Source organism: Cerasibacillus sp. JNUCC 74 (genome assembly GCF_053667775.1).
Window position 1 is genome coordinate 2,501,035 of the sequence record NZ_CM132207.1, and the last position, 22,995, is coordinate 2,524,029.

20 protein-coding genes are annotated in these 22,995 nt (G+C 34.5%); 9 read left to right on the forward strand and 11 right to left on the reverse strand.

The annotated features are described in order from the left end of the window. Window positions 1–724: 724 nt before the first annotated feature. The gene (locus tag JNUCC74_RS11185) at window positions 725–973 is read left to right on the forward strand and encodes a hypothetical protein (RefSeq protein WP_454065407.1); all 249 of its coding nucleotides are present in this window, start codon (window positions 725–727) and stop codon (window positions 971–973) included. 818 nt (window positions 974–1,791) lie between these two features. Here JNUCC74_RS11185 and JNUCC74_RS11190 read toward each other — a convergent pair. After that, on the reverse strand, window positions 1,792–2,016 hold the full coding sequence (locus JNUCC74_RS11190; RefSeq protein WP_454065408.1) for a hypothetical protein: 225 nt from the start codon (window positions 2,014–2,016) through the stop codon (window positions 1,792–1,794). A gap of 108 nt (window positions 2,017–2,124) precedes the next feature. Continuing rightward, complete coding sequence (locus tag JNUCC74_RS11195) at window positions 2,125–2,727, reverse strand: hypothetical protein (RefSeq protein ID WP_454065409.1); 603 nt, start codon at window positions 2,725–2,727, stop codon at window positions 2,125–2,127. A gap of 895 nt (window positions 2,728–3,622) precedes the next feature. On the opposite strand from JNUCC74_RS11195, the gene JNUCC74_RS11200 reads away from it, so the two are divergent. From JNUCC74_RS11200 to JNUCC74_RS11220, 5 genes are all read left to right on the forward strand, one after another. After that, window positions 3,623–4,681 carry a threonine aldolase family protein gene (locus JNUCC74_RS11200; protein WP_454065410.1) on the forward strand — a complete coding sequence of 353 codons (1,059 nt, stop codon included), beginning with the start codon at window positions 3,623–3,625 and terminating at the stop codon, window positions 4,679–4,681. Next, window positions 4,674–5,882, forward strand: a complete 1,209-nt coding sequence (locus tag JNUCC74_RS11205) for an MFS transporter (protein WP_454065411.1) — start codon at window positions 4,674–4,676, stop codon at window positions 5,880–5,882. Before JNUCC74_RS11200 ends, JNUCC74_RS11205 begins: the two co-directional genes overlap by 8 nt. Beyond that, window positions 5,860–7,092 carry an ATP-grasp domain-containing protein gene (locus JNUCC74_RS11210; RefSeq protein WP_454065412.1) on the forward strand — a complete coding sequence of 411 codons (1,233 nt, stop codon included), beginning with the start codon at window positions 5,860–5,862 and terminating at the stop codon, window positions 7,090–7,092. The genes JNUCC74_RS11205 and JNUCC74_RS11210 overlap by 23 nt, the downstream gene beginning before the upstream one ends. After that, complete coding sequence (locus JNUCC74_RS11215) at window positions 7,085–8,320, forward strand: ATP-grasp domain-containing protein (protein WP_454065413.1); 1,236 nt, start codon at window positions 7,085–7,087, stop codon at window positions 8,318–8,320. The genes JNUCC74_RS11210 and JNUCC74_RS11215 overlap by 8 nt, the downstream gene beginning before the upstream one ends. A 260-nt stretch (window positions 8,321–8,580) precedes the next feature. Then, window positions 8,581–9,642: an ArsR/SmtB family transcription factor gene (locus JNUCC74_RS11220; protein ID WP_454065414.1), complete on the forward strand. Its 1,062-nt coding sequence runs from the start codon at window positions 8,581–8,583 to the stop codon at window positions 9,640–9,642. A gap of 780 nt (window positions 9,643–10,422) precedes the next feature. Here JNUCC74_RS11220 and JNUCC74_RS11225 read toward each other — a convergent pair. From JNUCC74_RS11225 to JNUCC74_RS11265, 9 genes are all read right to left on the reverse strand, one after another. Further along, entirely contained in the window at window positions 10,423–10,578 is a 156-nt protein-coding gene (locus JNUCC74_RS11225; RefSeq protein WP_179104433.1) for a hypothetical protein, read from the reverse strand. Window positions 10,579–11,577: 999 nt separating this feature from the next. After that, the gene (locus tag JNUCC74_RS11230; RefSeq protein ID WP_454065415.1) at window positions 11,578–12,087 is read right to left on the reverse strand and encodes a metallophosphoesterase family protein; all 510 of its coding nucleotides are present in this window, start codon (window positions 12,085–12,087) and stop codon (window positions 11,578–11,580) included. An 18-nt stretch (window positions 12,088–12,105) separates the two neighbouring features. Beyond that, entirely contained in the window at window positions 12,106–12,708 is a 603-nt protein-coding gene (locus JNUCC74_RS11235) for an XTP/dITP diphosphatase (protein ID WP_454065416.1), read from the reverse strand. Continuing rightward, window positions 12,705–13,472: a ribonuclease PH gene (gene rph, locus JNUCC74_RS11240; RefSeq protein ID WP_077321197.1), complete on the reverse strand. Its 768-nt coding sequence runs from the start codon at window positions 13,470–13,472 to the stop codon at window positions 12,705–12,707. Before rph ends, JNUCC74_RS11235 begins: the two co-directional genes overlap by 4 nt. A gap of 140 nt (window positions 13,473–13,612) precedes the next feature. Continuing rightward, the gene (locus JNUCC74_RS11245) at window positions 13,613–14,683 is read right to left on the reverse strand and encodes a GerMN domain-containing protein (protein ID WP_454065417.1); all 1,071 of its coding nucleotides are present in this window, start codon (window positions 14,681–14,683) and stop codon (window positions 13,613–13,615) included. Window positions 14,684–15,143: 460 nt separating this feature from the next. Next, window positions 15,144–15,968, reverse strand: coding sequence for a glutamate racemase (gene racE / locus JNUCC74_RS11250; RefSeq protein WP_077321201.1), 825 nt, complete (start codon window positions 15,966–15,968; stop codon window positions 15,144–15,146). 21 nt (window positions 15,969–15,989) lie between these two features. Then, window positions 15,990–16,442, reverse strand: coding sequence for a MarR family winged helix-turn-helix transcriptional regulator (locus JNUCC74_RS11255; RefSeq protein WP_077321203.1), 453 nt, complete (start codon window positions 16,440–16,442; stop codon window positions 15,990–15,992). 597 nt (window positions 16,443–17,039) lie between these two features. After that, a complete protein-coding gene (locus JNUCC74_RS11260; RefSeq protein WP_454065418.1) occupies window positions 17,040–17,531 on the reverse strand; it encodes an OsmC family protein in 492 nt (163 codons plus the stop codon). 412 nt (window positions 17,532–17,943) lie between these two features. Next, window positions 17,944–18,588, reverse strand: coding sequence for a Crp/Fnr family transcriptional regulator (locus JNUCC74_RS11265; RefSeq protein WP_454065419.1), 645 nt, complete (start codon window positions 18,586–18,588; stop codon window positions 17,944–17,946). A 220-nt stretch (window positions 18,589–18,808) separates the two neighbouring features. Here JNUCC74_RS11265 and JNUCC74_RS11270 point away from each other — a divergent pair, with 220 nt between their 5' ends. The 3 genes from JNUCC74_RS11270 to JNUCC74_RS11280 all read left to right on the forward strand — a co-directional run bounded on the left by JNUCC74_RS11270 (window position 18,809) and on the right by JNUCC74_RS11280 (window position 22,309). Continuing rightward, the gene (locus tag JNUCC74_RS11270) at window positions 18,809–20,002 is read left to right on the forward strand and encodes an FAD-dependent oxidoreductase (protein WP_454065420.1); all 1,194 of its coding nucleotides are present in this window, start codon (window positions 18,809–18,811) and stop codon (window positions 20,000–20,002) included. Between the two features lie 22 nt (window positions 20,003–20,024). Then, a complete protein-coding gene (locus tag JNUCC74_RS11275; RefSeq protein ID WP_454065421.1) occupies window positions 20,025–20,585 on the forward strand; it encodes a hypothetical protein in 561 nt (186 codons plus the stop codon). A 314-nt stretch (window positions 20,586–20,899) separates the two neighbouring features. Continuing rightward, window positions 20,900–22,309, forward strand: coding sequence for an MBL fold metallo-hydrolase (locus tag JNUCC74_RS11280; RefSeq protein ID WP_454065422.1), 1,410 nt, complete (start codon window positions 20,900–20,902; stop codon window positions 22,307–22,309). The last annotated feature ends 686 nt before the right edge of the window (window positions 22,310–22,995 follow it).

The window sequence follows — 22,995 nt, forward strand, 5'->3', positions numbered from 1 at the left end:
TAATATTAGAACACGGCTTTACTTGGAGAGGTGGGCGTGGTAGGCTTTTGCCTAGCGTGTTTTACTAACCTTTCTTCTTTCGCAAATCACCACACCCACAGAGGATCCATGTCAAGTCTTCACATATATATTTAAGTAAAGCTTCAAAGCGCAATAAAAAGTTAACTTTTTTGTGTCCTAAATATTGACGTAGATCCAGAGTTACCTTTTACAAATGGTATTTAACCAAAGTATATAAATTTTACTGTAAGACATATTATTTTTGAACCTTCACCTTAATCATTCTCTTTTTCTACGTATAGCTCCTCAACAAAAAGACTTATTCTTGTGAATTTTATAAACGCTAACAATAGAGCAAAAAAATAACAAGCGCCATTTCAAAAGTACCCTATAGATTATCTTCATCATTGTCGTTCTCTTGTTGTTGTTCAGATGGTTCTTCCGTTGGATCTGGCTCATTTTTAGTCTACACCATCACATCCAAATAAAAAAGCTATAGTCACAATAGCTGAAAAAAGTCCAAGTAAATATTTTTAATTCCCCATATAAATTCTTCTTTCAAATTTAATCATAAATTAGGCTAACCAAAATTTTTAACTTTACTCATCAAGTTAAAAAGTGGAAGACTGTTTCAGTATATTTTTGATGAATTTATTAAAACTATTACTGTTTGTACTATTTTTAGGACTAAAAAACAAAATAATAAAAAAGGTGGTGAGTTTTGATGAATAACAATAGAGGTATAATGACTTCTTTATTTAATGTAGGTGCAATTGGTGCAGTTATATATGGTGTTTCAAGAGGTATACAAAACGGAACTTTTCAACGATGGCAACAGACCCTTTCTAACGCAATGAACAATTCACAAGTCCAACAATTAATGCAACCTTTAAATAACATGACAAATAACCAAGGTATGCAACAAACGACATCTAACTTACAAAGCGGAATAAATAACGGACAACAACAATAGCAACAATTTAAATTGATTTAAAGTAAAGGATGGTTAACAATTACATGACCATCCTTTACAAGGGCTTCCAAACAGATTGTAAGATTTATTTTATTTATTGCACATCATTTTTATACACCTAGCTGACAACTCTTTTAGTAGCACTCGATCACTTCTGATCTGCTGAATAGTATAAACCCTTATTTTTATATTGCGATGGTATACGCTGACCTGTTGCGTATTTAGCTGCCGATGATTTAAGCTTAACACGTTGGCCATCATCAAATATTTTGATTTGTTTGGTTTACTTGATCGACTCAAGTTCAATTTTTGACCAGGATGAATCAAATCACTAGCTAAATTATTAAGTTTTTCAGTTGCTTGACTGTCATATCGTGATTTTTTTGCGTTAACCTAAAGAGTATCTCGTTTTTTCACTGTATAGATGCCTTTTCCTTTACCTGGGTCTGGAACCGCCTTTCTTAAGCTTAAGTTTAAATAATCAGCCATACCGTCAGCTATAGCTCGTCCAGCTTTTTTTCAACACTTCTTTGTTACGCAGCTTCTTAATGCCGATCGCGGAATCCGTATAGCCGTCCACTGTCAGAATAGCGTCCATCTAAGATTTACATAACACATGAAAATTAGCCTTTTTAAGATCTCTATCTCTTAAATCATAAGCCTTAACAATACGTTTATGCATTTTACTGGCAAGATTTTCGGTGCTTGGATGATTACCTCAATAAGTATATGTTTCTGTACTTGTCCAAGAACCCCATTTATCTGTATTAGCGTTATGACATAAATTAGCACCCCAAGCATTTGCCTTGTTAGTTCGCTCAGTATAGGTACATCACGCTTCCTGTTGGATCGTCTAAACAAGAACCTCTACATTCTCTTAGTTTCATCTGCTCAAGTATCTCTCTTAGCTTACCACCAACAATATCTTTGACCTCTTCAATTGTCATTCCTTCTTCAAGTTTATTAAAAGCTTCTTTGGTAATTTTCACCGTTTTTTCTTCATCATCTGAACAAGCAACCAAAGCAAAAGTTATCATACCCATTTCTTTTCATTCTCTTCCCCTCCATCAATATGTATACACTTATTATGATAAGATAAAGTTGAAAAAGTTAAAGACACCCCTTATACAAATTCTTTATATATTAATTAACTATTGAATCTCACCATTAATATTAACTCGGCCTGCATTCATTGCTCCAGTCACCCCAACTACATTATCTACACCAAGATCAGATGATGTATAACCATCTCCACTTAACGGGCCCCAAGCCTCAACTTTGTCACCAACTGTAGCTGACATTTCATAAGGTGGGAATATAACTAGTACAAATCCTTGTTCATTTTCAACTAAAAAAGCATCTTCCATTTCCCCAAACAACCCTTCTACTTTTTCAATCCTTACAAGTTCACCTTTAAAATAATAATTCATGCCTATAAATTCTTCATCATATAACTTCTTTCCCGGAGTTGCAGGATGCTCTTCAGCATTTGCTTCACCTTCTAATTGGTTGTCATTCTTATCATCTTCTTGATCTTCTCCGGATTCAGCTTCTCCCTCATCCACTTCATCTGTTTCTTCATCTGTATCCTCAGTTTCGGCAGACTCTTGTTTTTTTTCAGTTCCAAATTCACTAGATGATTCTTGAGTCACATTCTCATCATCAGTGACTACATCTTCTGTATTATCTGGAGTTTCGTTACCGCATGCAGCAAGGACTAACAATAACATTAAAATAAATAATATTCTTTTCACTTCTTCCAACTCCTTTTCCTTTTTAGTTCGATTATCCTAGAGTTGGATATGATATGCAATAATAAAAGCTGGTAATCGCTACGCAAAAACCAGCTGGACTATTATAACTTGGTAAATGGGCAAATACATGCCGTTTATATTTAGTGTTCTAGTCACGGTAGTAGAACAAAAGAAAAGACACCCTGAATGGAGTGCCTTTGTTTGTATTGTATTTTATTTCATAATTTTGTCTACCTATCTCATCGCCCGTAACTCCTTGATTAGCTACTAGGGTTACAGGAGTTTCTAAATCATCTAATTCATAAGCGACGGAGTTTTCTACTGTACCGTCTTTCTTTATAGTTTCCGTTTGTGTATCTAGATAATTTTCGTCTGGTATCCACCCATTTCCAACTCATCTACTGCATCCGAATCATTGTCTTGTATCGCTGTAAATACCGCCATCCATGCTGTTGATGGATCTAGGTATTTGTCAGTAAAGTTCGTCGCTTCGTATAATTCTTTTAATCTACGATCTAGCTCAGCATATTTCTCTTTCCTTTTCTTCTATTTCAGTCGTACCCCCTACTTCTTCTTCTCTTACCCTCAATTGAAGTAATTTTTTAAAGAAGATAGAAAACCATAAAAAACTATGGGATAAAGCCTTAATTAAGCATAAAATTTTATAAGGAGAAACATTGCGTAGAAATAAAATATTAATTCGAAGAACAAATTAGAATGGGCATGGCATATGAAGAATCACATTTAGGTTTACTTATCTTATTTCTAACAATCTGATAGCTATTACCAAGAAATATTGCTAATTAACCAATTACGTGATAACATAATTGCATAATTACCATATATTGCAATCACGTAATTACTAGAAGCATATAAAATCTAAAGGTGGGATAATATGATTGATATGAGAAGTGATACCATAACAAGGCCAACAGGAGAAATGCGTGAAATAATTAAAAGAGCTAAAGTGGGAGATGATTGCTACCTTGAGGATACCAGTGTTAACAATTTAGAGGACTATTGTAAAGATGTTTTTAAGGTGGAAGGAGCACTATTTGTTCCTAGTGGAACAATGGCTAATCAAATAGCTATTAAAGCTATAGTTGATGAGGGTAATGAAATTATTACGGAAGCAAATTATCACATTAACTTTTATGAAAGTGCTTCAACAGCAATTCTAAGTAGAGCTGTATTAAATTGCATTAGAAAAGCTGATGGAATAATTACAAGAGAAGATGTGGAAGTTTTAATAAAATCTAAACCAAGAGGCCCTAATTATTCAAAACCTCAGCTAGTTACAATCGAAAACACGATTAATAATTATCAAGGGAAGATTTTTCCTTTAGAGGAAATCACGTCCTTACATAATTTTACACAAGACCTAGGATTAACACTACATATGGATGGTGCCAGATTATTTAATGCGCATGTGGCAACAGGAATACCTTTGTGGGAATACGCAAGTAATGTTGATACCTTAACTGTTTGTTTCTCAAAAGGTCTTGGAGCGCCTTTTGGTTCGATGTTAATGGGAAGCAATAGTTTTATAGAATCGGCAAGAAAAGTCAGGAAACAATTTGGTGGTGGTTTACATCAAATAGGCATGTTTGCGGCTGCTGCAAAATATGCTATGGAAAATTATCTAAAGAAAATTAAATTTGATCATCAATTAACCAAAGAAATGGCTATATTATTAAATGATATCCCCCTTATAAAAATAGATTTAAAGAGCATAGAAACAAATATGATTTTCTTTAGTATAAGTGAAATAACAAATAACATGAATAAATTTGTGGAATTATGTAAGGATAATGGATTGTTAATTTTTCCATGGTTGCCGGAAGTTGTGAGGATTGTAATCAATAAACATATATCAAGGGAAGACATATATGAAGCTGTAAGGATAATTAAATTTGTCGTAGAGGAACTCTCTGGGGTACGTACCTATGCGTAAGTTATTTAACAATGAAAGTTTTATAAGTTTCTTAATACGAGTTTTTAATTCGGTCGGATTTTTTATGTTTATCCCTTTATTATCCCTTTGGCTCATGGATGCAAAAACTATTGGTATAGGAAAGGCTAGTATAATTGTGGCTTCTTTTACTTTTGTATCTAAAGCTGGAAATGCTTTGGTTGGTGGGGTGATAAATAAGTTAGGTTTGAAGCTGAGCTTGATTATTGGCTTATTTGGTTCATCAATTATCCTGTTATTAGTTACAATAAGTGAAATGTATATATTAATATTTATTTTAATGTTAACTTTAGGTTTGTTTATTTCATTATATAACATATCACTTAAAACACATATCTCATTAATGGAGGAATCTGAAAGAATCAATGCTTATGCCTTATTAAATATTGCGGTAAATGTGGGAGCGTCTCTTGGTCCTTTATTAGGTGGATTAATATTAGATTGGAATCCGAAGTATTTGTTATTAGCAAGCATGTTTAATTATATACTAGCAGGTTTTATAACGCTGTTTTTACCTGAAGTCAAATTAGAAATAAATAAAAATTCGAATGATAAAAAATACACTTTAGAGAATAGAAATAAGGGAATTAATACTTTTATAAAATTCGCCTTATTTTCTTCTGTTTTTTGGCTCTTGTATACTCAATTAATGACAACTTTTCCTGTTGTTTTTTCGCATTATTTTACAGGTAAAACTATAGGATTTTTCTTAACTATAAATGCTATTACAATAATCCTTATTCAAGGTTTCTATCCAAGAATACAACCATATTTTAAAAATGAATTATGGTATTCATTGGCCTTTGTATTAATAAGTATTTCATTTTTTTTATTATGGTTAAAACCAACTTTTCCATTAGTACTGTTAGCTATTATACTATTTAGTGTTAGCGAAGTTATTTGGGTGCCGATGTTAGATAGTGAACTAGTAAAAAATAAAGGTAGTCTAAGTGCATCGTGGGCATTTGGCTTTGCTGGGATCTTTTGGGGGATTGGTGAATCACTAGGAAGTTTCTTAGGATTGAATATTTATCATTACTTTTATAGAGATGCCTTTTTAATCCTGACATTTTTATCATTGCTGATCTTTGTTATATATATAATTAATGTAAAAGTAAAAAATAATAAATCCCAAAATGGTAGGGGAGGAGAAGAAAAACATGAAAAGCCTTTTATTTCTTGAAACTAATAGCACAGGAACAGGATCAAAGGCGATGAAGATTGCAAAAGAATTTGGTTTTAAAGTTCACTTTTGGACTATTGGTTTTGAACAGTATTCCTCTATGAACAAAGAGGAACATCCGAAAAATATTTGTGACGAATTTTTGGTTATTGACACTTATGATGTTAAAAAAATGATAAAAATAATCAAAGACAGGGGACTGAATTTTTCTGGGGTTTTGGCATTTGATGATTATCATCTATATTCTGCAGCTGCAATTGCAAAGGAGTTCAGTTTACCTGGACACTCTTTACAATCTTTAGAGCGTGTGCGTAATAAAGGAATAATGCGGGAGTATCTTTCTAACAGTCAGTTTGAATTAATTTTGCAACCAAAGTATTATATTATTTCTTCCTTAGAAGATCTCAAAATGAAGGAAATATCATTTCCTTGTATTATCAAGCCTGTAGATGATAGTGGCAGTAACGGAGTATCAATATGTGCTAATAAAGAACAGTTAAAAAAAGCGTTAATTGAAGAGATGAAGCGAAAAGTGAATGAGCGAGGATATCATTTAAAAAACGAATGGATAGTTGAAGAACTCTTAAAGGGCAATGAGTATTCTGCTGAAATGATATATTCTAATGGTAAATGGAAATTAATCTCCATTACAGAGAAGGAAACTTTTGGTAATCATTCAGTAGAATGTGGTCATGTAACTGGATTATTAGATTTTTCATTTGATGATTTAGAGTATAGAATATCAATGTTATTAAATTTATTTGGGCTTGACTATGGAGCCGCACATGTTGAGTTCTTTATAAACGATGAAATTTTATATCTTGTAGAGATAAACCCTAGGTTAGCTGGAGATTTAATACCAGAATTGGTGGAAATAGCCACCGGAATTAATATGGTAAAAGAAACAGTAGCTCAATCTGTAAAAGAATATACATGTATAGAACATACAAAGATGAAATTTGCTGCTATACAGTTTTTTCTACCCACTGGGATAGGTAAATATAAAAGTGTAAATAAAATAGATGAATTGAAACAAATCGATGGTTTTGTAAGGATTAGTTTAAACCAATTACCTTATATATCAAATGGTGTTAAAAGTAGTTATGATAGGCTAGGGTATGTCATTACTAATGGCGAGACAAAAGAAAAAGCGGTTAACAGTGCAAAAAAGGCAATTAACATGTTAGAGTGGAGTGTTATAGATGAATAGAATTTTAGTTTTATTGGGTGCAAGTAAACTTGGCATAACTAATGGGATAAAATTAGGTTTTAAAGTAATTATTATAAGTGATCGTGATAAATATATTTCATCTGAAATCACAAAATTAGTAGAAGAAATATATTTCGTAAAAAGTCTGGATAATGAAGGTGAAGTATTTCAGAAGGTTAGACATATAATGAATCTTTATAAAAGGATTGATCTTATACTAAGTTTTACAGAGCTGGGTTTAAGGACCGCTTCTTATATTAGTTATGAATTAAATTTACCAACAAATCCTACTAAGATTATTGATTATACAAGAAATAAAGCACTTATGAGAGAAAAATTTTTAAAAAATGATGTATTGAAACTAGATTACAATGTAGGGTATATCCACGAATTTAAAGTTGATAAATTACCTATGTGTCTTCCTTTTATAGTTAAACCTCTTGACGGTTTTGGTAGCAAGAATGTTTTCCTTATAAATCATATTGATGAATGGAAAGAATGGTATGTAAAAGGCAATAGAGATTATCCTAATATAAAATGGATATTAGAACCATTTATAGAAGGTCCTGAATATAGTGTGGAAACAGTATCCTCAAATGGTAATCATTTTATTTTAGGGGTTACAAAAAAAGAAACAACAGGGAGTCCTAATTTTATTGAAATAGGCCATTCTGTACCTGGGATAACTAGTTGGGATTTTTATAAAAAAGCTTTAGACATAACGGAAACATCTTTGAATGTTATGGGGATTCAATATGGACCAGGTCATATAGAAATAAAATGGGATAACAAAGAAAGTAAATTTGTAATTATAGAAATGCATACAAGACCAGGTGGTGATTATATACCTTACTTACACACATTATCATCCGGAATTGATCAATATGAAATGGGAATACGATCATACTATGATTCTTCAGTTTTAGAAACAACATTACCTACTAGTAAAAAACATAGTATGGTTAAATTTTTAACATTTCCAGAGGGGGTTTTGCTAGGAAAAGGTTTTGTTAATGAAAAAAAAGATGTTGGAATAAAAGATTGGGATATATATTATAAAATAGGAGATAGAATTATTAAGACAATTGATTCTTACAGTCGAGCTGGACATATTATCGTTAGTACCGATTCTAAACAAAATAGTGCAAACTTATTACAGGCTTTCGAGGAAAATTTGATTGTTAAAATTGGCTCTTCGTCAAAATCTAATGCTGACATTGAAGAGTAAGTATCAATAAATGAAAAAACACCTGAAACCCTGCTATAGTGAAAGTAGAAAACAAACCCACATAGCGAGGTGTTACAAGTGCATTTTTACTAATGAATAAATTATTAAATATTCCAGAGATCGCGTTCATAATATGACATTTGATGATCAAGACAAAATCGTTGATTGTAATATAGCTTACATGCAAGACATTGCTTAATTACGTTAACATAGATTTTGGTGTTGAACCTTAAAATAATATAGGAAAGTATGTGTTTTAAATGGCAGTTTTTACAGTAGGAATTGTAAATAAAGAACCTAAAATAGAAATACAAGTTTCACCTCTATTTGAAATGATGGCTTGTTTAAGATATTGTCATTTGAATAAAGGAGGTAAACAAGAAGATTTAAAAAAATTCTATAATAATCATCAAAAATTATTATTCAAGTTCTATGGCAATTTTGAATATGGAGCCCAATTAGCTGAATGTATATTGGGTTTAAAAAATGAAGAACATACATTTGAAAATTTGATGAAGTATCTTAAAAGTGTAAAAAGGGAGGAATTTTTATATTACTTATTAGGAAGGTATTTGAGTATTAATGAAATTAAAAAAATATTGGATAATGAGAAATCTCCAAGCGTCATAATACAGCAAAAAATTAGAAATCTTAAAGGAAATATTAATAAAGAACAATTAGATTTCGTAAAAAACTATGAAGATGAGTTTAGTGATTTGTTTAAACTTTGGAATAATTTCTATAAAAATGTATTTAGGGATATAGAACTAGACCTAGAGAGTAAATGGATCCAGAGCAATAACTTACTTATGAAGGATTTATTGGAGTCGGATTTGAATCAACTTATATCAAAGTTATTATATGGAAACCGAATGCCAAAGCAATTCCCGGATAGTGATATTAAATTAATTCGTTTTATTCCTTCATTTTTTGTTACACCTAGATTTATTACAATATGGGGATTTGGCGAACTAAATATAGTATATGATATGTCTTTATATTTAAATAAAAAGAATATAACATATAATCAAAAAAAAGATGAGGAAAAATCACTTAAACAAATGTCTGAAATTGGAAAATCACTTTCTGAGTTAGGCAGGTTAAAAATTCTTTCTTTAATTTCTAGTAAACCTAAAATAAAATCACAAGAAATAGCTCAAAGAATGGGAATCACTACTGCGACAGTTTCAAGACATTTATCTATACTTAAAAATAATAATTTAATAATTGAAAGAAAAGAAAATGGGTATAATATTTACAATGTAAATATAGATGAGTTTGAAAAGTATTTCAATAATATAAGAAGAAAAATTTTAAAGTAGTCCCTCTATATTAGAGGTATATAGTTGATTAAATTATATTAAAAGTGGATGCAGTACACTAGCGTTACAGTTTTTATGGTATTATTGTCCATGTAATGATCTCCTTATAATTAGGATTTGGACAGGTCTATCATACCCTAATTATAAGGTTTTTTTATGTTTTTTTTAGTTAAAATTTCCATCATTCATAATATCGATATAACTTTTTTAATTCACCTTTTGCTTAGAGACTTTTTGCAATGCTAGTGAGCCAGTCTATTGGATTTCCTAATGTTATTGTTTTCAGGAGCTACATTGCCGTACGAAGCAATGCCTGTGGTCCTCTCAAAAAATCTCAAATATTTCACCACTTACACAAGGAATAATGCTATTAAAAGCTAATATCATTAGGTTTACTTATCAACAGTATTGAGGTATCAATTATAATTATGAGCTTACTTGTAATAATTTGTATAAACATTTCAATAAAATATTTACTTGGTGAAAAAAGCAAATTATCACCCATAGTTAACTGTTATATTGCCGGGTAATTTGTTTACCCCCATAAGAATTTCTTCATAAAAGCAACGATTTTGAATCTACTATTGAGGTTGATGCGAATGAGTTGATTTTACATACCTAGTGATTATTTAAGAATATATTTATGCTTAACAGCAATATTATTTGTTCAAAGTTATTTTCATTCGGCCTTTCTAACAGTTATAATGTGCAGTGTCATTAAACTGAAAGTCTCTTTATTCCTATCCCCAAAAGTTTTTTTAAACTTTTGGGATAGGATTTCTATCTATTATTTTCATCGTTATTGTTCTCCTGCTGCTGTTCAGACGGTTCTTCTGTTGGATCCGGTTCATCTTCATCGACTCCGTCACATCCAAACAATAAAGCTAACGACATAACGCTCGATAAAAACCCAAGAAAAAATTTTTTATTCTTCAAGCTAATTCTCCTTTCGAATTGGTCATGTTTAGCTTAACCAATTTTCATAAGAATACGCACAATCTAGAGATAGGGAAAATTATTCCTGAATATTATAAGAGAATGTATTAATAATATCACTGTTACAATTACAACATTCTAGGAAATTTTTTTAAAACAAGGTTGTGATTTCAATAAATAATCGTAGAAATATGATGACTTCATTGCTTGCTATGAGTGCAGCTGGTGAAATTATTCATAGTGTTCGAAGAGGTGTTCGAAACGGAACATTTCAACGCTGGCAGCAAACTATTTCTAATGCAATGAACCTCCGCAAATTCAACAAATGATGCAGTCTTTAAAGAACAGGATAAATAATCAAGGAATGCAACAAATGTCCACTAACTTACAAAGTGGAATAACGAACGAGCAACAAGCAAATAGCAACAATGCAAATTGAATTAAAGGATGGCTGATTCATGATCATCCTTTATTATCCCATATCTAACTTTCCCTAGAGTCCCACTTTAAATAATAAAAAAACCCGAGAAATGCGCTAAAATGTCCTATTCGTTCTATTGTCAAAAAAAAGAAAGACTTCCTGATTAGATGATTAGACATCGCTCCATAAAAATGTTCTTTCTTCAAGGGGAAGAAGAAAGTTTCGGTACGAATATATCATGTTTTCAAAACAAGGAAAACGCCCCACCCTTACACATTGCGCGAAGAAAATGTCTTCTTTTTCAAGTACACCTAAGATTTTGCCCTTTATTCCACTACAAAAGGAAAAACTCCAATAAACAAACTTTCTCTTGGCCCTTTTTCCCTTGCCTATCCCTAGAAAAACTCCACTAATATCACCCTCTCCTAATCAAATATCTTACACTGCATCAAGTTATTTTTTCTTCACGCCAGAGATATCAAAATTCTAAATTTACTGATAATAAACACAACGAAAAAGCTCACCTATCTTCCAACAAGATAAATAAGCTTTTACTTTTTTTGTATATACTTAAATAACTACAGCGAAGCAGTATATTCCATTTCTTTTAAGCGGTCCCCATCGGTCGTGTAAAAATAAACGTGTATATTTTCTTTTACATCCCATTCCAAAATAACATATGTTTTTTCTTTTCTTCCACGTGGCAAGCGAATACTACCGGGGTTAATAAACAATTGCTTACCGTGTTGCTCTGCAAAAGCGACATGTGTATGACCAAAACATATGATTTGTGCCCCTAATTCTTCCGCACGATAAGCAACCTGCAATAAATTACTTTTAACGGAGTGTAAATGACCATGAACTATTAAGAAACCAAGTCCATCAACTGTCAACGTTTGCTCCTCAGGATAGCGCGTATCTACATCGCAATTACCCATAACGGAATAAAAGCCAGACATTTCCTTATCATCAAGTCCCAATTCTGAATCGCCGCAATGAACCATATAATCCACTTGATGTCGATCCTTAATGATCTCAAGTTCTTTTTTTAATCCATGACTATCACTCAATATAAGTACTTTTGGCATTGACCTTCATCCTATCTTTCAAAAAATTATATCCTGTTCTTTAAGACTTGTTTCTAGTTGTTGAAGTGCATGATAACGGTGGCTAATGGCATTCTTTTCTTCTTGAGTCAACTGAGCCATCGTTAACTGACTGGCATGTGGTATAAAAATTGGATCATAACCGAAACCGTTTGTTCCTATTGGCGAGTTGGCAATTCTGCCATGACAATATCCTTTGTACAACATTGTTTCCATACCAGGCTTTGCAAAAGCTAGCACACAAACAAACTTTGCTGTTCTCTTATTTTCAGGAATATCTTTTAGTTCTGACAAAACCTTGTCTATATTAGCCTGATCATTCTTTTCTTCACCGGCATACCTTGCTGAATAAACACCAGGCCTACCGTCTAAAGCATCAATTACTAAACCTGAATCATCTGCAATAACAGGTAAAGATAAAAGGGAAGCAATTGTTTCTGCTTTTAAAGTGGCATTTTTCTCAAATGTAGAGCCTGTTTCTTCCACATCAGGCAACTCTTTTAAGTCGTTTAATGAAACGGCCTGAATCTGATAAGCTCTAAAAAGCTCCTTAAATTCTGTCGCTTTTCCTTCATTTTTCGTAGCAATAATCACACGTTTCATTCTGTTTCTCCTTTTTGGGAAATGCGTTGATCAATTAGTTCAGCAACACTTCCCAATGCTTCACGTTGTTTGTCGAACAGTGTGCGTAATCCTTCTTCGGCTAATTGCAACATAACATTCAACTGTTTACCTGTAAAAGTTGCTTCTTCTCCTGTACCCTGAATTTCTACAAATTCACCGGAGCCAGTCATTACAATATTCATATCAACATGTGCTTTGGAATCTTCCACATAATTCAAGTCCAAAATTTCCTGACCGTCCGGCATGACACCTACGGAAGTGGCAGCGAGAAAATCCGTGATTGGCATGTTCGGTATCACTTTATCATTTACCAGCTTTGCCAAAGCCAAGGCAACGGCAACAAACGCTCCAGTTATGGAAGCAGTCCTTGTTCCTCCATCTGCCTGAATAACATCACAATCGACCCAAACCGTCCGTTCACCAATGCTATCCAAATCAACGACGGAGCGAAGTGCTCTGCCAATTAACCGTTGGATTTCCATTGTTCTCCCACTTACTTTTCCCTTGGACGATTCTCTAATATTTCTTTGCTCCGTTGCTCGAGGTAGCATCGCATATTCCGCAGTAATCCAGCCCTTCCCTTGTCCACGCATAAACGGAGGAACCCTGTCTTCAATACTAGCGTTACATATCACCTTTGTATTACCTATCTGAATCAGCACAGAACCTTCCGGATGCTGAAGAAAATCGGTTATAATTGTTATTGGTCGTAAACTATTTACATTACGTTGATCACTTCTCATTATTATTCCTCCTTGTACAATCCTTAGCTTAACATATTTTTTATCAAAAGCACTATAGAAATACATGATCTTTAGTAGGGTGACCTATATAAAATTTAAAGACAAGAAAAAAGAGGCCTAATCGATAAGCCTCCCTTGAGTTATAATTTTTCTGTCGGTGTGAATTGTTCTCTTGTTACCGGCTTTGTATAAGCTTCACCATTTTCATTTACTAGCTTTTCTACATTTTCTACGCCAACTTGTACAGCATCTACCCCATTTATTTCTGTCATTGTTCGTACAATCGTTTCCATCACTTCATCAGAAATAACTGATTTTTTACCATCCATCAATATTTCATCATTAAACTCTAATTGTAAAATACCATCTTTTAAGGAAGGTTTATTTGTTAATGTTGTTTTAGGGTCAAATACTTGTGTAACATTCTTTTCCAGCCCTGGTCCCTCAATAAGCTTTTCAACAACTGCGCGTAATTCATCAATATCTTCCTTTTGCTCCACATATTGAGTTACAGGTACATAATAGCGATTTTCGTTATGTTCAGCTGGGTAGAACATCGTAACTGTTTGACTTTCAATTAGATTTGCTACTCCTTCGTCGCTTACATTAATACCATTAGCTCGTGAATATCCTTTACCAATTGGGGTACCATCCACTGGCATTTCCTTTAGTGCCTTTCCTTGCATCTGTAACTGAACGCTTTTTACATTTTCAAATTGTGTTAGGGAGTATGTGATGGCCTCAAGAATTTTTTTCTCATCTTCTGCTTCATAGTTAGCAAACTCTTTTGATAAATCAACAACAATCGTACCATCCTCTTGCAAATCTACTCCCAGTATCTCTGTTCCTGCCGGCAATACAGCTTGAAAGCCATTGGGCAGCAGTTGAGAAACAGGACCATCCTTTACTAAATATTGTAATACTTGTGAAGCTACCGTATATGAATCTGGAGTCGGTAATTCCAAAGTTTGTGAAGCTACCATTCCATTGGCATCTAATAAATATAATTCACGCGCAACCGTTTCACTTGCTGTTTTTTTACCTTCTTCTCCCTGCTTCTTGTCGTTTTTAGATTCATCCAATTTATCAACGGGCTTTGCATTTTGTGGTGGATCCATTTCTTCCTCTAAAGACTGTTCCCCTTGAAAGCACCCGGTTAAAATCATGGAAAAAGTGACCATACCAGCTATTAGTATTCCGCGCTTATGCATGTATTCCCCTCCTACGATAGTTTGTACTATATATATACAAGCACACAGTAAAATAGACCATGCATATTAGAAAACTTGTCTGAAACGAAGTCTTTGATGCAGAAACCGCTAGTAAAGGGAAACTTATTCCAGAAGTATTTTTCTCTTGAATGGAATAAAGGCAAAATCTCAGACGTCCTTAACCTAACCACGATGTACTGCTGCCTAAGCTTTTTCCCTTGAAAAAAAGCGATGTACCGATGATAAAACTTTACTTGTCCGAAAAATCGAATGTATCGCTGTCGTAGCGTTCCATGCCCTAATAAATGGAACGAATTAGACATTTAGGAGTTTCTTACATAGACATCTAAGATAATAAGGTGTTTGAAGTAAAGGAAATACGAATCTCTATACATGCAGGATTAAAAATTTCAATACGATAAGCACTGAAAGTTTAAAGCGAAAAAATGCAAGATTCTGGTTAAGAATCTTGCATTTGGGGTAGCGTTGCTTTTTTTATGGTAATCATTTGCAAATTCGGCTCTTTAAAAATCCGTTCCGAAATTTGAATAAACATATCCAGCGCTCCTGTCGTATAAAATTGGTGAACCGGGAATACCTCATCATGGTTTAGAAGGTTATGCACTTCTAAAATAGTACTTGTCTCTCTTGCAGTTTCCTCACTGGAAGAAATAATTGTCACCTGTTCACCAACAACAGATTGAATGGTATCTTTCAACAGCGGGTAATGCGTACATCCTAAAATAAGCGTATCCATCAGATTATACTCCATTAATGGTTCCAGAGCATCCGCTACTACTTGTTTTGCTCTAGGTCCTTCCAAAATGCCCTGCTCTACCATCGGTACAAACATGGGACAAGCTTGTGCACGTATCTCCAGCTCTTTTTTAATATTTTTTAAAGCTATCGTGTAAGCATTACTGCGAATCGTTCCCTCTGTACCAATAACCCCAATTCGGTTATTTTTAGTAAATTTAATCGCCGCTCTGGCACCTGGCTGAATCACACCAATAACAGGAATACTTAAATGTTCTTTCAAAGAAGCTAGCGTAAATGCAGTTGCTGTATTACAAGCAACGACTAACATCTTAATATCTTTTTCTAATAAAAAATCAACCATTTCCCATGTGAATTGTTTTACTTCTTCTGCTGATCTTGGACCATACGGGCATCTCGCTTGATCCCCTACATAAATCAATTTTTCTTTAGGGAGCTGACGCATTAGTTCATATGCTACTGTTAAGCCACCTACCCCCGAGTCAATGACTCCTATTGCTTGCTTCACAATATCGCCTCTTCTTGAAGTTTATTTTTTCTCTACTTCCTTCATTTGTTCATGTAAATAGGAAAGTAAATCATAAAGTTGCTCTATTTGTTCTTCCGAAAAGTTTTCCAATACTTCCCCAAGATATTGTTGTCGCTTTCCGATAACTTCGTGAATAATTGTCTTTCCTTTGTTGAGTACATGAATACGAACAACTCGCCGATCATTAGTGTCTCTGACTCTTTCCACAAGCCCATTTTTTTCCATTCGATCGACTAAATCCGTTGTCGTACTAAAAGCTAAACTAATCCGGTTAGAAAGCTCGCCGATCGTTAAATCTCCCTCTTCCAAAAGCCACTGTAACGCAACGAATTGTGGAGATGTAATTGGATAGTTATTTAGAATTTTTCTACCTTTTTGTTTAATAATTCCAGATATATAGCGCATGCGCTTTTCTATCCTGTCAATTGTAGCTTTTGTCTCATTCGTTTTCAACAAAGTTACCTCCTACACTCCCATATATACTTGTTATTTTACATAACGAAACAGTGCTACGTAAAGTATTATTATGTTACAACTATGATTATATTTTATATTAGCCTAATCAACCATCTTTGTTTTTGTTCTTTTAGAGGTGTTTCAAAAGCACGGTAAAAATGATGAAACAGTGAATTTCAACGATAGGACGAGCTAATCTCACCGCTCAACAGGACAAAAATAACCTCGGGGCCATGATACTTTCCCAAAGGAAAAGCGTCCTTCTTTTTCAAGGACAAAAACCGTAGAAAGCAATAAACCTCGATTTTGATATTCTCTTCGTTTTTTGACCCTCTATTTTGAATAAGCCCTTTGTTTATTATGCCTTCATTGCTGCTTCATTTAACTGCTCAGTAGCAGCGACAACACTCGAAGTAGCTCGTTCCATTTCTTGAATCACTTGTTTTAATTCTTCCCCCTTATCTGGTCAATTATGACTAACACTTTTCCTTTCCGGTGCCAATCTTAAAAGAACATTCCTTGAAACAGGTGCAACAACTCACCTCCAACACTAGTAAATTAGAGGTGAGTTGTTGTCCGTATATATTATAAAAACTAATTTATTTCTAGTTGTAATTTTGCTTTCATACTAGCTAATACGGGAGATTTTTGTAATGCAGCCTCTGCAATTTCCTTCAATTGCTCTTTTGGTGCAGAAGTTTTTGCTTTTAAGCGGATGGTTGGTTGTAATATTCCACCATCTCCATCTTCTAATCCTAAAAATACGGCAGCATTTAGATCTGCTTCTACATCCACTTCAACTACTTCCAATGTAATTCCTTGTTGACTGGCAAGTACTTCAAACGTAATGGCAAAGCAGCTGCCTGCAGTTCCGATTAACATCTCTACTGGATTAGCACCTTCATCCGTGCCACCTAATGGTACAGGCTCATCCATCGTGATTGGCTTAAAATTACGAATTTGTACGTTGTTCTTCACTCCTGATTCCCAAGTTACCTTTGCATGCCAATGACGCATTTTTTGTGATGGATCCTCTTTAATCGCCTTTGTTGTTTGCTTTACTGCTTCAAAATTTATTCCATTCATGATTTATTCCTCCAATGTAGTAGTTTCATCTACATACATCTTACAAGGTTAGCTTAGAAATGAATGTAAGCTTCCTTACATTATCCATCTTTTTTTATCTAACATCTAAGGTTCTGGTAGACTCCACTTCAAGAGTTACAAAGAAATATGCTGAAGTCTAAGTGAGAGATACCGAAAAGCCTAATTCGTTCAGATTAACAGGACAAGGAAAACTTCTTGAATAGACATCGCACGCAGAAAAAGCGTTCTTCTTTTTCAAGGACAAGGAAAACTTCTTGAATAGACATCGCGGTTTTTTTAAGGACAGAGAAGCTTTGGTAGCGCGACATTAGCATGGTTTTTCAAAACGATTAAAATTTTAGTTCTACTTCTATCAGTAAGGGATGAAGGAAAAGCCTCACGAAATGAAGCTTCACTTTATCCAAATCTGTTGTTTATCGTTTTTTATCATCCCTTGTTGCACCCATTTATTGATTAAGAACGTGACCGTTTCTCTAGTTGACGCAATCATTCCGGCCATATCTTTATGGGTGAGATATTTGGGAAGAGGATACCAGCCGCCTTTCTCTTCCTTTTCATTTTTCCATTTATGTAAGGAGTTCCATAAACGCTCTTCTACCTTATCATAAGCGACTTGTTCTAAAATACGAACAACTTCATGTAATTGATTAGAAAAATGCTTTAATAACGCTAAAGACAGCTCTGGAGTATGCGCAACGGCATCCAGTATTTCTTGCTTTTCTACTTTTACAACGGAAACAGTCGTTAGCGCGATAGCATATGCATCACTTTCTTTGGTGGTGAAAATGCTAGCTAAATCGATAAAATCACCGGCAGTTAAAATGCCTAACACACATTCCTTTCCGTCTCGATGTAGGTGAAAAATTCGTATGTCGCCTTCCATAATTAAATAAATATGGTCTGTTAATTTATATGGATGAGTAACTTGTTCCCCTTTTTTAAATGTATATTTCTTACGCTTTTTCCATTCTCCTTTTAACTCTTGGTCAAATAGGTGAATAACTCTATTCGGTTGGAGTGGGTTTTTTTCTATCATTGAAAATTACTCCTTTACGTACATTAAGTTTTTATCGTTTCATAATCCATTAATAAAATTATTATAGGTAGAATAAAACTAATTATCTAGTTACTTTTAACACCTATACATGTCACTAATAAAAATAAGGGAAACCCCCTATAGTATTTTATAGCATCCCTATCATACAATAGATGTATATGTGTACAAACTATACCATTTAAAATCAAGGGGGATTTATATGGCAACACATTATCGAGTTGTTATTGTTGGAGGCGGTACTGCAGGGATTACAGTTGCTGCTCAACTCCTTCGATATTCAAAAGGATTTGAACAAGCAATCGCGATTATAGATCCTGCAGAAGATCATTATTATCAACCACTATGGACTCTAGTTGGGGCTGGAGTCGCTAAAAAAGAAGTAACAAAGCGTGCTATGCGTAGCGTTATACCAGATGGTGCGGATTGGCTTCAACAAGCGGTAACTAATTTTGATCCAGAAAATAATTGTGTATACACAAACGAAGGAACTGAAATCCATTATGATTATCTGATCGTTGGGGCAGGAATTGAAGTCAATTGGGATGCAATTAAAGGATTAAAAGAGACACTAGGAAAAAATCAAGTTTGTAGTAATTACTCCTATGAACATGTCGAATATACATGGGAAGTCATTCGTAATTTTTCTGGTGGTAATGCCATCTTCACTCACCCAAACTCACCTGTAAAATGTGGTGGTGCACCACAAAAAATTATGTATCTTGCAGACGACGCTTTCAGAAAAGCAAGAAATCGTGACAAAACGGAAATGCTTTTTATTTCTGCAAACCCTGCTATATTTGATGTTAAAAAATACCGTAAAGCCTTAGAAAAAGTGTTATCCAGGAAGCAAATTGAAACATATTTTCTCCATCATTTAATTGAAGTGCGGGGAGATACAAAAGAAGTGGTCTTAGAAAATTTAGATACGAGGGAACAGCAAACAATGCCCTTCTCCATGTTGCATGTTACCCCGCCAATGCAAGCGCCAACATTTATTAAAGACAGCCCACTTGCCGATGACAACGGCTGGGTGAATGTGCACCCACATACGTTACAAAATGTACATTACGCGAATGTCTTTGGCATTGGAGATTGCAGTAATTTACCTACTTCTAAAACGGGAGCTGCAATACGTAAACAAGCGCCGGTAGTCGTAAATAACCTCATAGCAGCAATCAAGGAAAAACCATTTGAAGCGACTTATGATGGATACAGTTCTTGCCCACTGGTAACCGGTTATAACCGGTTAATTTTAGCTGAATTTGATTATGACAAAAATCCACAAGAGTCTATGCCATTTGACCAAGCAGTTGAACGGAGAAGTATGTATCTAATGAAAAAGGATTTTCTTCCAATTATGTATTGGGACGGCATGCTTAAAGGAATCATGTAACGATCAAAAAAGGGGTGAGGTAATGACGAATACTGCTGCAAATTTTCAGGCAAATCATGAGTGGATGGATGAACTGAAACGTCCGGAAATACAGAGTGCATTAACAAACTTGATTCGACAGTTGCCTGAAATAGAGCGCACTTTTCATTCAATGGATCAAATAACCCAATTTTCTAAATGTATTTTTGAGGATACAGCCACTATGAAAGCTTTTGAACAACGCTTTCAGCTATCAAGAATAAATGAGGAATCTTTTGAAGCACTAATCACTCTTTTAGGAAAGCTTCCTATCCTTCTACAAATAATTGAACTTATGGAACAAATTACATTATTTATAAAAAACGTAGTAGCAGATGAAGCGTCCATGGAACAACTTAAAGCATCGCTCTTGGAACTACCACTAATTAACCAAAGAAAAGAAGCAAAAGAACTGATAGCAGCTATTCAAGAAAGAAAAAATTCCATGGATCATTCTATTTCCATTTTTACAATCATGAAATGGATAAAGGATCCAAACGTGCAAAACTACCTTAAATATATACAAGCTACATTAGATGTTATGCAACAAAAACACGACAAGTAAACGAAAACTAGCTATTCACCAAGATTCACAACTAATAAATAAAATTGCAAACGACGCGAAGAAATGTTTTTTCGTGGGTTGTATCAAAATGAAAAAATCTTTTGTCGGTGTAATAACGGATTATCATCCTGAAAGAAGCAGACTACTTTTCCTAGATATGCTTATTTATATCCTATTAGCTGACTCCTTTAAACTGCTGTCTTTCGCTTCTTGTATTCATTAGATATCTCAAGATAGGTTATCGCTCTACTTCGATGCCTTACGTTTCTTTTGTATATAAACAGTACATTTTTATAAAAAGGAGTTGTAAAACAATGCTTTTAAAATATTTTTATGATGAGCAGTTAGCACAAGCCTCTTACTTAGTAGGTTGTCAAATAAAAGGGGAAGCTGTAGTTATTGACCCGGCCAGAAATATTGAGCCTTATCTTTCCGCTTCTGAAAAAGAGGGAATGAAAATTGTTGGTGCATTGGAAACACATATTCACGCCGACTATGTTTCTGGAGGTAGAGAAATCGCCAATCGATTAGGAGCTAAGTTATATGTATCAGATGAAGGAAATGACGATTGGAAATACAAAAATATAGAGCATTTATCGCATACACTGCTAAAAGATGGAGATACCATTACATTAGGCAACTTAACCTTTGAAGTAATCCATACTCCTGGGCATACACCCGAGAGCATCTCCTTTTTGCTCACGGACGGGGGTGCCAATGCAAATGAACCAATTGGCATTTTTACAGGAGATTTTGTCTTTGTCGGAGATGTTGGTCGACCAGATTTACTAGAAAAAGCAGCAGGTGAAGCAGGAACAAGCGTGTCTGGAGCGAAGGATATGTTTCATTCTTTACAACGCTTTAAACGACTACCTGACTTTTTACAGGTTTGGCCTGCACATGGAGCTGGAAGTGCATGCGGGAAATCACTTGGAGCTGTTCCATCCTCAACAGTAGGATATGAAAAACGGTTTAATTGGGCCATGCAATATGATGATGAATCTGCATTTATTGATGCTTTGTTAGCCGGTCAACCAGAACCGCCTACCTATTTTGCAATCATGAAGCATGTCAATAAAGTTGGCCCAAATATAATTCATGAGCTCGAAGACCCACAAGAAATAACAGATGTGAAGCAAATAAAAGAACTATTAAACAGCGACACTCAAGTTCTTGATACTCGCGATGCCCAAGTATTCAGCAAACAACATATCCAAGGAACGATAAACATTCCATACAACCAATCGTTTACGAATTGGGCGGGATGGATAATAAACTATGATCAACCACTCTATCTATTAACCGACCCGAAGCAAGTAAATGGGATTGTAACCTCCCTTCGTTCCATCGGGATTGACCAAATTGCCGGATTCATAGATGTGAACAAGACTATTAAACATATGGATAACTTAGAATCCTACAACAACATCACACCAGATGAAGCAAAACAATGGATAACTGCTAATGACCCGGTTGTAATTGACGTCCGCAATCAATCAGAATGGGAGCAAGGTCATATGGAAGGTGCTGATCATATTGTGCTCGGTACCCTAAAAGACCGTCTTCAGGACATCCCGAAAGATCGAACCATTATAGTAGTGTGTCAATCAGGTGGTCGTTCAGCCATTGGAGCAAGCCTCCTACAAGCTAATGGATTTAAGAAAGTCCTCAATTTAGCTGGAGGATATTCGCGCTGGTTAACAGAAGTAGTCATTCCACAATAAAGTGAAACTTCTATCAGTAGGGATTTTACTTCACCCCCTACTGATAGAAAATAGACTAAGAGCCATAATCTCAATCGTTGCTTGGAAAATCGCGATGTCTATTCAAGTAGTTTTCCTTGTCCGGGAAAAATCGCGATGTATTGCTGTCGTAGCAACTCTGTCCTGTCGCCCTAACGTCGGGCATGTAGGAACCCGTTATCTCCCACTTAAACTTCTTCGTACTCTTTATAACTTTTGTAGTGGGCGTCTTCCGGCACCTTACATGCGGGATAACTTTGATCCGTGAAACCACCATAGAGGGTTTTCCCTCTATGGTAATTGTCTTTACCTAGTAAATCTTATGTAAAAGAAAGTTTAAGCAAACACCAAAAAGCAAGCTATCTTAAATCCAACTAAAAGGACTATCTAATAAATGTTTTAGGATATATATAAGCACACAAGTAAATTTTTATTGCCGATTATGTAATCACGGATTCTAAACTAATTCATTTTATTGACGATCTCTTCAGCTTAATGGCAGTATATGATATTAGAGAGACTATCTTTTCCAGAAACATGCTTTATTATTCAGTAAAGCTTCATTTCGAGAAATTCATTGTTAATCAAACATCGTAGCTGGGGCTCTTCACTTTCGTTTTTCGATAACAGCTTGATAGCTTACAGTATCCTAATACAAGATTACGAAC